Raw genomic sequence first — 12,750 nt, 5'->3', positions numbered from 1 at the left:
CCAGTCAGAGACGATTTCGGTCACCGACAACGGAACCGTTCGTGACACCACTCTCGAGTTGACGGTTCTCGAGGCAGACTCGTCGGGAACGCTTGTTCAGGCAACCGTCACGGAGACAACGACCGGTGACCCGGTCACGACTGGGCGAGTCGACATCGGCAATCAATCGGCTGCGCTGAACGCGAGCGGAATGGCTGTGCTTGAACTCGAGAAGCGGCCGTCGTCGTTCATCGATGGGCAGTACGTTCCCGCAGACTGGTGGCGTGCCAATCAGTTGTACTCAGCAGCCGAGGATCGGGTGACGGTTCCCCCGAACTACCCCAAGTTCCAGAAGCTTGTCCAGCTGTTCCTCGTAACGCTGCTCTGGTTCCTCCCGGTTGCGCTGGCTGTCTACGGTTTTGACTACCTGACTGACGGTGCGGTCCTTGGACTACGAGATCATCAATGACAGAAAATACCAATCTCGACGACGGTGGTATCGCTCGCCGAGCAGTCCTTGCTAGCCTTGGTGTGAGTACAGCTGCCTTTGCCGGCTGTACGTCGGGGACGTCCACAGATCCATCAAACAGCAGTAACAGTACGGATGGCAACGGAATTAGTGCAGAAGGGAGTGACGTCTTCACTTCTGTCGAGATGGGTGACGCAACTCTCGAGATCGAGGTTGTCGATGATGCGTCAGTGGAGTTCATCAACCTTGTCGATCCGAACGGGGAGTTGTTCGATCAACAGCGTCTCGCGACCGGTGAGACCACGACATCGTTCGAAATTCTCGGTCGCTACGAGGACAGTGTGCCCACTGGGGACTACGAATTGGTTGCTCTCGATGGAGACGAGCAGGTCGATACGACGACACTCACGCTCGAGGCGGAGTGTGCGATTACGGATGTGCTGTGGGCAGCGGAGAACCCCGATATGGAGTGGGACAAGAATTCGCCTGTCTGGGACAAAAATGCAGCCGTCTTGATTGAGAATAAGGGGAATATCCCGTCGCTGCTCACTGAAACCCAATGGACAGGAGCGCCAATCAATCATCTCCTTTCGACTGAGACAAAATCATACTACCACGAAACGCGCTTGCCGCCCGGTGAGACTACCACTGTATATTCCGGTGGGAGAATTTATCGAACCGAGAGTCCACATAGCTCCGTTGATTGTGGAGAACTTGGGACTGAATCTCTAACCGTGACGGCTATCGTCCAAGTTGGCGATAATCCCTCGTATTCACAACAGATTAGATATGGAGGTACAGAGCAGTCGTGCGATCTCACCATTACCGATAACGGTTCAGACGACTCCTTGTCGGAGAATGGTGATCTCTGATGGCATGGTTAAGACAAGAGGTCAAGGGAGCAATCGAGGATGTCGTCGAGGATATGACAGAGATGCTCCTTGGACTCATGAACACCATTTATGAGGGTATCCTATCTCCGATCGTTGGTGTTCCAGCACCGACATCTGATTCGGGATATATGGTTATCGGAACGCCAGATAATGAGCCTTGGGCTAGTATATACCAAGATGTCTATCTGAAGTATGTGATGCCTCTGACTATTATGATTCTAATCGTTGCCTTCGCATTTATCGGGCTTCGGGCAGGCTCGATTAGCGAGTATCGGCGGAAACGACTCCTGCGGCGGCTAGGGCTTGTATTTATGGCGACATTCGTCTGGTTCCCTCTAGTCTCTATTCCGTTGCAATTTATCGACGCAGTCGGAATGACAATTGCTCCAATTGACAATATGACTGCAAATTTCGAGGGGCTGATCAAAGGAGCACTGGGGGGAATCTTCGCCATTCTTGCGATGGTCGTATTGTCCAATGTGGCACTCGTCGTAGCTGGATTTATTGTTGCTTTCCGAGAAATTGGGATCCTTGTCCTGACACCAGTTATGCCATTGTTGGGTGTTCTCTGGGCGCTCGAGATTTGGCCATTCACTCCAGCATCCAACATGGCACGTCGTGTCGCTGGGATCTACCCAGGGCTGGTGCTTGCGGGGCTTCCAGCAGCGGTCTTATTTCGAATCGGCTGGGCAATTGACCTGAACACTACGTTTGAAGGGATTTACTCCGTGTTTGTCGGACTTGCACTGATTCCTGCAGCGATTATCGCGATGGTTATGACGGTCTACTGGAGTAGCCCTGCAATGCGGACGATCGCCCAGAAAGGAGCCACTGCGACAAATCCTGCAGCGGCGAAATATGGGGCTGCAAAGGCAAAGCGCACTTCTGGAAAAGCGGTCCGTGGTGCCCGAAACGTCCACCGTGGATACGCAGAGAACCAGATTGGATCCGTCACGAAAAGCGGCCAGACGACACTCGGGACCGGCGATTCGAGAGCATACAAGCTCGGCTCTTCGGCCCGCTCGACGAAGGATCACGCCGGCCGCTACAACAACTTGCGGAAGTCGAAGACAGGACAGATGCGCGATAAGGCCGCTGATGACGCTCGCAACGCCACACAGAAAGCATCGACTCGAGCGAAGCGTGGGCTCAAAAACACGAAAGAGAAGGTCTCGCGGTGGTGAGTCCGATGAGTACGAACACCCCTGATCACGACTATACCGCGCGAAAGATCCATCAGTCGCTGGGTGGCACAACGGCCTTCTTCCGGGGCTACACGATTGGCGAGCTCATGCTGTTTCTCGCAGTGGCATTCGTCACGGTCGTTGCAGCGACGTTCGTCCCGGCAGCACTGACGATCCCGGTGCTGGGATTCGGGCTTATGCTTACGACGCTGCTGTTCTTGCTCCATAAGGTCAAGCCCCGATATCTGTGGCTGACTGAGTGGCTCGCTGCCCGTCTTAGCTGGGCGATCAAGAACAAGGAATACACGCACGGTGGCGAGGACAATAGCGAGGTGCGGTATCTGACTCGCCTACAGCGAGTGTACCCGCATGCCATCGAACGAACGGATGGCGCACTCGTTGGGGCGATGAAGGTCGAGCCCGCGAACATGGCCCTCGAGGACGACGATGCGTGGGCAAAGGCTGTCCAGTCGCTCTCGGAGTTCGCCAACTCGACTGTCGACTTTCCAGTGAAGATCTACGTCACCAGTCGTGAGGTCGATAACGACGAGATCGTCCGTGCCCACCAGGATCGACTCGCTGACGCCGACGTCCGCTCACGTCCCGTGTTGAAACGGCTTCTTGAGGAGTACGTTGGAGCGAATACGACTGACAACGGCGAAATCGACTCGGAGACGACCACGATTCGCGAGTACTACCTCATCACTGCGGTGAACGACGATGATATCGAGCACTTCGATAAAACGGACGACAGTGTCCTTGCCTATCTTGCTGACCTTCCTGCTGTTGGACGGCTCTTCGGTCGGTTCCAAACCGACGATCTGACCGACGCCGAGCGAGAGCAATTCAAAGAAGAACACCTCGAGTCACGACTCACACAACTCCGCCGTGGTGGGTCGTCGCTCTATCGGTGTTCGGTCAGCCCTGTTGATGCCTACGACCTCGCTCGGATCACGAAGGAGTACTGGACGTGCCGTCCCGAAGAGTACGCCGATATCACGAACGCACTCGGGACGTTCCCAGTCGTCTCCCACGGGATAAGCGACGGTGTCCCAGCAACGCCTGATCCCGATGACGTCCTCGATGCGATGGCCGAGCACGACAGTGGTAGTCCGTCAGACACGACCTCGAGCGATCGTGGTGAAGACACTATCGACGAGGATGCTGTCGACGACTCGTCAACCGGAACTGACGCTCGGTTACCAGATACGTCGACGATGCACCAGTCGGTAATTGCGCCGTCGACGGTCGACTGGGAGACGACTTACGCCGTGATCAACGACGAGACGTACGTTCGCACGTTCTGGATTGAACAGTTTCCTGAGGAACCTCCGGATGGCCTTCTCGAGCGACTGTTGCTCGATACGGAGTTGCAGACTGACATCAGCATCCACCTCGATCCGTTCGACAGCCAGTCGGCTCAGGATATGATGGCTGACTGGATCTCAGATTTAAAGATCAACCAGCACGACTCGAATAGCCTCAAATCTGAGGATCTCCAGGAAGACATCGATCAGGCGAAGTACATGCGGTCGCTCGTCCGTGCGAACAAAGCGTCGTTCTATCGTGGTGGTGTGTTCATTCGCCTCGCCGCTGATAGCCAACAGGAACTCGATAATCACACGACGCGCCTGCGGTCGATCATCAAGGATGCGCCGGCGAACTGTACGCTCAAGGTCGCGAGTCGCTGGCAGGAACGCGGACTCGCAACAGTGTCACCGCTTGGCGCGAACGAACTTGGCCGTGACCGTATGTCGACGCTGACCAACCAAGCCGTCGGCGCGATGTTCCCGTTCTCGTCGAACTACCTGATGATGGATGAGGGTATCGAGTACGGCTATCACGGCCACAACGGCTCTCCGATTCGGATCAATCCATGGGCGCTCGAGACGGGCCACAGTGAACTCGTCGTCGGGATGCCGGGCGCTGGGAAGACGTTCGGTGACATCATGCGCCACCTTCGGATGATGAAACGCCGCAACGACACGATGCTCGTTCTCGTTGATCCAGTTGGTGGCTTCCGTGGGATCGCGGATGCACTGAACGCAAAGACGATCACTGTCGGTGGCGATACGAAGCTCAATCCACTCGAGATCCGCGAGACGCCCCAGCACGTTCTTGATTCCGGTGACGGGATCTCTCCCCTTTCGGCGAAGAAAGACGAGGTCTACGCCGTCCTCGAGAACTTCCTCAACGCTCGTGATATCGAACTCGGAACCGAGACGGGCGTCCTCTCGTACGTCATTGACGAGGCGTATCGGCAAGCAGGGATCGTTGAAGACGACGTCTCGACTCACACGTCGGCGAATTCACCGACAATGCAGGACGTCCATCGGATCCTCTGTGATATCGCCGAGAACCCGGATGAGCATAATATCGCGAAATCTGACTCCGCTCGCGAGCGTGCCGTACAGTATGCAGATGACCTCGCGATTGCGTTCCAGCCATTCCGTGAGGGGGGCTCCTACGAAAACCTCTCACATCACNATGACCTCGCGATTGCGTTCCAGCCATTCCGTGAGGGGGGCTCCTACGAAAACCTCTCACATCACTCCGAGATCGATATCCTCGAGGGCGACAACAAGGTCGTCTATATCGACCTCGGTCAGATCGAGGGCAGTGCCTCGGGAATCGATCGCCAGACGTTCCTGATGCAACTGTTGCTGTCGACGATCTACCAGCAGGCGAAAAACACTCAGCGAAACGTCGAACTCGCAATCGACGAAGCCCACTACCTCTTCGAGGACCAGGCCAACCTCGATTTCCTCGAGACAGCATTCCGGCACCAACGCCATGCGGGGCTTCGGATGGTGTTACTCTCTCAGACGGCCCAGGAGTTCTACGAAACTGAGCAGGCGGAGAAGATCATCGGCATGTGCCCGATCAAAGTCCTCCACAAACTCCCCGAACTGGATGATCGGACAGCGGACAAGATCGGGCTAACCGAAGAGCAGCGCCGGTACGTCAGGGGTGCCGACGCCGGGAACGAAGACCTTGGCTACAGTCAGGCACTCGTTCGCGTCGAAGAACACGGAACGTACCCGCTGCATATCGTTGCTGACGACTTCGAGAAACGAGTCATCGACTACGAGCCCGAGGACCAGGCCTTCATTGAGCAGGCGATTCGTGACGAGCCAGCAGAGTTGCTCGCTTTCGAAGAGTTCGTCGAGAACGAAGCCCAGCGCAACGCGCTTGCAACCCGTCTCGATCTCAGCGCAGACGCGGCCACTCGGCTTCTCGAGGCAGATCTCACGAAAGAAGAGGTTCTCGATGCGGTCGTCGAGCATTCCCTCGAGACAGACAGTGAGAAATCGTCTGTCCGACCTGATGGTGGGGAATCAGCTACTGCACAGGATACGACTGAAACCGAGCCTGACACGCAAGATTATGACTAGGTTCAACCAAATCAAGACAATCCTGGGTTCGTCGCCACAGTACGAGGCGACGCAACTCGACTTTGGAGAGCACGACTCGTTTGTCCAACGGCAAGCGGACACGCCAGGCACGCTGCTTCGGATCCGCCCCTACAAAGAGAACAACGGTATCGCGGATGGGGCGGGTGTTCTCCAGTCAGTCCACGATGTGACGACGAATTTCCGTGGGAAGAATACGAGTGACCATCACTCGTTCGAGGTCTGGTTCGACGAAGGGAAAATCAAGTTCCACATGCACGCTGCCACCGAGGCAGCTGCGGACAAATTCAGACGGCGTGTTGGGAACAACTACGCCAACAGTGAGGTCTTCCCGGTCGAGGAGGGCTACGCGTTCCCCGTCATCGACGCTGACGAGTATGTTGCCGGCGCGTGGCTCGAGATGGAGAAGATCCCTTACTATCCGATTCGCCATCATAATAGCGAGGGTTTCGAGACTGATCCCTACGGCGAGATTACGAGCGAGATGCTGTCGCTTGACGAGAGTACAGTCGTTACACAGGTTGTCTTCCGACCTGCGAAACAGTCGTGGACTGACGGCGACCGGTTCAAGCACAATAGCGTCGATGAACTCGCGCACGCGCTTCGCCAGGGGACATCCGTCGGCTGGCTCAATCCCCGCACGCGACCGCCGAGCGAGAAGGACAAACAGGCCGCGAAAACGATCGAACAGCAACGTGGCCAGCAGGCGTTCCACGTGAACATTCGCGTGCTTGCTGCCTCGAGCGAGCAAGACGAGGCTGAGGCCCGTGCTCGTGGCGTCGCGGGGATGTTCAGGAAGTACTACAACGCGATCACTGAACAGGGCCTTAACGACAACCCTGTTTGGCATCGGCGAGAGCGCAAACATGCCACGCAGCTTCGACAGTTCGTTCAGCGAATGTGTGACCGCGAGTGGATCGACCGGCACATGATTATGACCGTCGACGAACTCGCCGGCGTCGCACACATCCCCAATGCAGAGATTGAGACGCCGAATATCGACTGGCGATATACCCGACGTGGTGATCGCGCCCCTGCCGATCTCGGCCAATACGAACAGTCCACCGGTAGCAGCGCTTCCACCGAACACAACGTTACTAACAGAGGACACGATGGTGTTTGATCGATTCTTTGACCGTAGTAAATCCGAAGAGGCAACAGAAGATATGGAGACCGAGCCAGCGACACAAGCTACTGGTGACGGTGACTCTCCGCTCGATTCACCACCGGCTCCCCAATCCCAACTCGGCGAGACATACAATATCGATGAGCAGAAGACCAGTTCCATCGGAGGGAAGCAAGCTATCACCGAAACGGCTCAGGAGGGCACTGTTGCAGGACCATTTGTCCGCGAGATGTTCGAGGCAGGTGTCGAGACACCGTCTGCACCACTCTGGGTCGGCTACGATAAGGACCCACAGCGGGGCTTCCGTGAAGTTCCACTCCGCTTTGACTCGCTTTTCCGCCATATCTGGATTACGGGCACCACTGGCTACGGGAAAACTACAGCGCTACTGAATATGATGGTCCAGTGGGCCTACTCCGGCTATGGCTTCACGTACTTCGATCCGAAAGGCCGAGACTCTCGAGAGCTCCTGCGCAAACTCCCTGAACATCGACTTGAGGACGTGGTCTGGATTGAGCCCGGTTCGACCACCCATGAGAAGACGATCGGGATGAACTTCCTTGAGGTGCCCGAGTGCGAGACGACCGAAGAACTCGAGAACGAGATCGAAAACCGAGTCGAGAACCTGAAAGCGGTCTTCGACACCTCCGACTACTGGGGCATCAACATGGAGGCGATCACCGAGTCAATGGCTCGAGCGATGATGAAATCGGAGAAGCCGTTCTCGATCATCGACATGTACTTCACGTTGCTCAACGCCGAGCGGCGCGAAGACTTCGCCCTCGACGTTGAGGATCCCTACATCAGGGAGTTCTGCCTCGAGATTGCGAATATGGAGGAGGAGACGATCCGTCCCCTCCTGAAACGGATCAAGTCATGGGTTGAGAATTCGGTGATTCGTCGGATCATTGCCCATCGTGAGAGTACGATCGATTTCCGAGACATCATCGACAACGATCGGATCGTTATCGTTCGAACGCCCGTCGAGAATACAGATATCAAGAAGATGGTCACGCTCGGTGTGATGCGCAACCTCTGGAGTGCCATTCAGCACCGGTCGTACGAACGCGATACCGATCCAGACCCCTATTTTGTCCTGTGTGACGAGTTCGACGACATTGCTAGCGACAATCTTGATATCGAGTCGATGCTGGCCCGTGCTCGTTCGATGCGACTATCGGTGACGCTCGCTTCCCAGTACCCCTCGCAGTTCGATGAGGATACGCTGAAAGCGATGCAGAACAACTGTGATAACCTTCTTGCCTTCTCGGTCAACGATGTCGACGACGCCCAACTGCTAATGAAGCGGTTTCAGGGTTACACGGCGGAGGATTTGATCTCAACTGATCAGTACAAGGCCTGGACGAAACTTCCGCTCGAGGGTGGGCGCTATTCTGAGCCGGTCCTCATCAACTCGTTCCCGCCGTATCCACCGCTTCGGTCAACCGAGACTGTCGACGATCTTATCGAACAGAGCTTAGAGCGCTACGGAACTGACCCGCTAACGGACGCAGAGATCCTCCAGAACCTCATCTACAGCGACGCCAATGAAGCCGCCAACCCGACGAAGATACTGGGTGAGACAATGGCAGAAGCTCTCCGCACAGTCCAAATTCGAGAGGGTGCACGAGAGGCAAATGGCTGGGTCGAGGTCACGGCTGTTGACGAGGAACTCGTGGCTCGCCTCGAGAAAACCGAGCCCGAGATTGACTATGCATACGAAGACCTGCCGGACGTGCGCGATGCCTCGCGGTTGATCGAGGTCGACCTGCGGAACGATGAGATCGTCGCTCGGCTCACCGACGAGGGTGAAGAGTTGGTCCGGCCCAAGACGGGCACTGTTGGCTCAGCTGGTGGAACCAGCCACGACGCAGTGCTTCTGGATACTGAGGTAGCGCTCACTGAACGCGGGTTCAGTGTCGAGATCCTCGAGCAAGATGGGAGTGAGCAACCTGACGCAGTTGCGACGCACCCAGATCACGATGTGGTGTTTAACATCGAGGCTGAGACAACGACGCCAGACCGACCGGCGAAGGTTCTGCAGAATCTCAAACGCGCTCACGAGGAAGACCGCATTCCGATCTTCGTTGTCCGTCTTGGTAAGTCTGAGACACAAGTGGCGTCACGAGTCGAGAGTATTCTCTCACCGCCGTTCCGAGAGCGAACGGACGGCACTGAACAGTTCTATAATTGCGACGAGGTTGTGACCTTCGGCGGTGGTGCGACGGCTCACGGCGGCGTCACTGCGGTTCGACCACGGACGACCGAGACAAATCAGACTGTCTGGACGCGCGACAACGGTGAGTACGTCCTTTCCGATGGGAACACAGAGTTTGCTCGCGTCCCTGATGACGGAGTACTCTCGAAGGACAGTGTTCCGGCCTATTACAGCCATGACCGTGAAACTGGCCAGTATACTGTCTATCAGGCTGGAGAGACCCATGTATACGACTCCAAAGACGACTTTGAGCAGGACTGGACGCTGATCAAACGACCGTTCATTCCTGCTGTCGACCTGCCAGACGCAGACTATTCGCATGACAGTTATGTCGTGTTGATTCTACCACCCGATGGCGACCCACTGGTTTTCCAGTCTGGTGAGACATATTGGCTCCCCGCAAACCCAGGTCGCGAGGAGTTGTGGCCTACTGGACCGACTGGTGAGTCAGCCCAATTTGACAACCCGGTCTCTGATGCTGATCAGAACGGGCCGTCAGCATTACCGAGTTCTGATTCGTCAGCAATGGACGAGTCGATCGAAATCGATCCAACCGGAGATGGGGTGGAAGCGTTTGCGGCAATGTATGTCAGACAGATCGAGGGGGCTAGAGTCTCACAGGATGATCTGTTTCAGGCGTACGATATCTGGACTGAGCAGCAGGATGTTAATGGGACAACCAAGGGCTGGTTCACTCGGAAGTTACAGGATGTCGTTGACTTCGACGTTGATCGCTCCAGAGTGGACGGGGAACGTGTCCAGTTCTACACCGGCCTGACTCTGACTCAAGACGGGTATTCACTCCTTGATCAATGACTATTATCAGAACTATGAGATACTGTAATCACGTCTCAAAAGAGATCGTTGGCCGAGGGAATTCAATTTTCGACATTGGTCGCCATAGCTGCTTATACCGCCAAAATAGAGCATTTTCATCACTTGTCCACGCAGATCGGCTATCCACGGAAACTGCATGGACACCTATGTCCACGCAGAATCGCATGACGGGAATGCTGTCCACGCAAAAACACCACCCAAAACCAACTAGTATACACTGGGTTCCATCCGCAGAACGATGCGGGGACAGGGAGCTTACACACCATACACAGAATCGGCACTTCTATCTATATTCTGATATAGTTTGTTCGAGGGACTCAGTAAGTGCCCCTCGGGGGTATTGCCAATGAGTTCTACACCATCATTCGATAGAACAGTACTCCCAGCAGACTTGCGAGATCGTGACCAGTGGGTGTGCTGGAAAGAAGAACCTCGAGATGGGAAGCCGACGAAGATACCAGTGACGCCAGGGAGTGGTGCGTTCGCGTCATCGACGGATCCCGAAACATGGGCGTCGTTCGAGACAGCCCTCGAGTACGCTGACACAGGGAACGCCGATGGCATCGGCTTCGTCTTTACCGACGACGATCCCATCGTCGGCGTGGATCTGGATGACTGTCGAGATCCCGCAAGCGACGACGTCGACGACACAGCGCAGGATGTCATCGAGCGCCTTGATTCCTATACTGAGATCTCTCCGTCGGGTACTGGGTTCCACGTACTCATCAAGGGAGAGCTCCCGGATGGGCGGAATCGCCGTGGCAGTATCGAACTGTACGACACTGCTCGGTTTTTCACCGTGACCGGCGCTCGACTCGAGGACACGCCGGCTCGCGTTGCACGTCGGCAGGACGCGCTGGTCGCGATCCATCGTGAATACGTCCAAGACTCTGACCCAGATCCAGAGCACGAATCTGGGAACCGTCGCACTAGGAACGGGACGGAAACGACGGGCAGTGTAGCCCATACTGACGTTGATCTCGAGGACGAGGACCTGCTCGAGCGAGCACGGAACGCATCGAACGGCGAGAAGTTCGAGCGGTTGTGGCGTGGCTCAACTGCCGGTTATGAGAGTCAGTCAGAGGCGGACATGGCGCTGTGTTGTTTGCTGGCGTTCTGGACCGGTGGGGATCAGCAGCAGATAGACCGGCTCTTCCGCCAATCGGGACTGCTCCGAGACAAATGGGATGAAGTCCATTACGCTGACGGCTCTACGTACGGCGAGAAGACCGTCGAACGAGCGATTGCGAGTACCTCTGAGTTCTACGATCCTGATACTCGAGAGACGGCAACCGAATCTACACCCAGAACGAGCGAGCCGTCGACCACTGCTAGCCGTGACAAATCAGAGCGGACTCCGAATCGGAATCGTGCGTATCTGGTCGAGAAGAATCGACTGCTGACTGACCGTGTCGACGAACTTGAGGCCACGCTCGAACAGAAAACTGAGCGTATCGAGCAACTCGAGGCAACGATCGAGGATCTCAAAACCGAACTTGCAGAGCGTAACCGAGAGATCAAGCAAACTCGAGAAGAACAAGTCGACACAGCGTCTGACTGTGACACCGCTTCAGAGACAGCCTCTCTGTGGGGACGATTATTCGGCGAGAGCTCCGAGTAACAGTCGTTGGGTAGATCTTTTTTCCAATCCCGAGTAAAGTATGATAGGGTCACACGATGTGTTAGTATAAGACCTCACCGAAGAATTTTCATCCTACTAAATTCGATTGGTAATCAATGGGTGACATAACGCGTCGAGCGAAATATCGATTTGGACAGATATCGGCCGTGCTAGTACTACTGTTCACGCTTGCGTTCATCCCCACTGGCTACGACCTGTGGCTGGCAGAACCAGAGGTCGTAGTTGGTGGGGATCTCGAACCATTTTCGCTTACTTACAACCTCCTCTTTTTAATCTCCGTGAGCATCCCGATAGTCGTCGGACTTTACCTAACACGGAATATCTATCACTGGTCAAAGAACTATCAGCCGTAGAGTTACAGCGAAGTGTTGATACGAACTGACCGTTCTAGAATTAATAACACTTCTATGCTTATTAAATCAAGATATACTAGATCGGGTGTATAATATTCTATGGCTCCCTAAAAGTGGACTGGAAACAAACCAATGTTCCAACCGAGCGAGATTTGGTTTCCTCGAACACATGCCTGATTCAATGACGAACCACCGGAATTCACTGCGCAGATCAGCAGCCGAGCTGATACCGTGGATACTGCTCTCGGTAGCTGTATTTCTCGGTTGTACACTCTATGTCAGATNATCTGCTTTCGTACACTATGTCGTTTACTCAGCACAACATGTGCTGGCAGAAGTGCAGCGTATTCTCGATGAAGAGAGCTCTCGTGTGGATGCGGTTACACGGATTGCAGTCGTCGGATTCAGCGTTCTCGTATCGCTCGCTGCTGGCGAACTGCTCATCTTTGGAAAATCACTACTCGAGCTCGTTGTTGCAGTACTCCTTCTTGCAGGAATGGTGTCGATGTCGGGTACATTCTTTCGGAATCATGTCGCAACACGACCGTTGAACGATCGAGAACGCGCTGCATGTGAGATAGGTGCCGATCAAGACGTTGCATTTCGAGTGGTTACTGGCGAGTTCGGGCAGACGAT

Annotated in this window: 8 protein-coding genes and 1 pseudogene; all 9 read left to right on the top strand. The window is 55.2% G+C overall.

From position 1 onward, the window contains the following. Positions 1 to 448, top strand: a pseudogene (locus C476_RS15175) (hypothetical protein); the annotation flags it as partial. After that, positions 445 to 1,320 (top strand): hypothetical protein, encoded by an 876-nt coding sequence (locus C476_RS15170; RefSeq protein WP_241430502.1) that lies wholly within the window; start codon positions 445 to 447, stop codon positions 1,318 to 1,320. The pseudogene C476_RS15175 and the gene C476_RS15170, both read left to right, overlap by 4 nt. Continuing rightward, on the top strand, positions 1,320 to 2,525 hold the full coding sequence (locus C476_RS15165) for a hypothetical protein (RefSeq protein WP_008014503.1): 1,206 nt from the start codon (positions 1,320 to 1,322) through the stop codon (positions 2,523 to 2,525). The genes C476_RS15170 and C476_RS15165 overlap by 1 nt, the downstream gene beginning before the upstream one ends. Positions 2,526 to 2,530: 5 nt before the next feature. Then, the gene (locus C476_RS15160) at positions 2,531 to 5,920 is read left to right on the top strand and encodes a VirB4 family type IV secretion system protein (protein ID WP_008014501.1); all 3,390 of its coding nucleotides are present in this window, start codon (positions 2,531 to 2,533) and stop codon (positions 5,918 to 5,920) included. Next, a complete protein-coding gene (locus C476_RS15155; protein ID WP_008014500.1) occupies positions 5,913 to 7,061 on the top strand; it encodes a hypothetical protein in 1,149 nt (382 codons plus the stop codon). The genes C476_RS15160 and C476_RS15155 overlap by 8 nt, the downstream gene beginning before the upstream one ends. Before the next feature lie 43 nt (positions 7,062 to 7,104). After that, positions 7,105 to 10,098, top strand: coding sequence for a type IV secretory system conjugative DNA transfer family protein (locus C476_RS15150; protein ID WP_008014498.1), 2,994 nt, complete (start codon positions 7,105 to 7,107; stop codon positions 10,096 to 10,098). Between the two features lie 367 nt (positions 10,099 to 10,465). Beyond that, positions 10,466 to 11,740, top strand: coding sequence for a phage NrS-1 polymerase family protein (locus C476_RS15145; protein ID WP_049911936.1), 1,275 nt, complete (start codon positions 10,466 to 10,468; stop codon positions 11,738 to 11,740). 116 nt (positions 11,741 to 11,856) lie between these two features. After that, positions 11,857 to 12,114: a hypothetical protein gene (locus tag C476_RS15140; protein WP_008014495.1), complete on the top strand. Its 258-nt coding sequence runs from the start codon at positions 11,857 to 11,859 to the stop codon at positions 12,112 to 12,114. Positions 12,115 to 12,439: 325 nt separating this feature from the next. Beyond that, on the top strand, positions 12,440 to 12,750 hold a 311-nt coding region (locus C476_RS19210), incomplete at its 3' end, for a hypothetical protein (protein ID WP_206536894.1).

The sequence above is a fragment of the Natrinema limicola JCM 13563 genome (assembly GCF_000337475.1).
In the GTDB taxonomy this organism is placed as follows: Archaea; Halobacteriota; Halobacteria; order Halobacteriales; family Natrialbaceae; genus Natrinema; species Natrinema limicola.
Note: the sequence above shows the minus strand (reverse complement) of the source record. Positions and strands in the feature narration are given on the sequence as shown.

Excerpts from the sequence above, each read along its gene's own strand:
- C476_RS15150 (WP_008014498.1), top strand. The coding sequence starts at position 7,105 with ATGGAGACCGAGCCAGCGACACAAGCTACTGGTGACGGTGACTCTCCG.
- C476_RS15145 (WP_049911936.1), top strand. The coding sequence starts at position 10,466 with ATGAGTTCTACACCATCATTCGATAGAACAGTACTCCCAGCAGACTTG.
- C476_RS15165 (WP_008014503.1), top strand. The coding sequence starts at position 1,320 with ATGGCATGGTTAAGACAAGAGGTCAAGGGAGCAATCGAGGATGTCGTC.
- C476_RS15170 (WP_241430502.1), top strand. The coding sequence starts at position 445 with ATGACAGAAAATACCAATCTCGACGACGGTGGTATCGCTCGCCGAGCA.
- C476_RS15140 (WP_008014495.1), top strand. The coding sequence starts at position 11,857 with ATGGGTGACATAACGCGTCGAGCGAAATATCGATTTGGACAGATATCG.
- C476_RS15155 (WP_008014500.1), top strand. The coding sequence starts at position 5,913 with ATGACTAGGTTCAACCAAATCAAGACAATCCTGGGTTCGTCGCCACAG.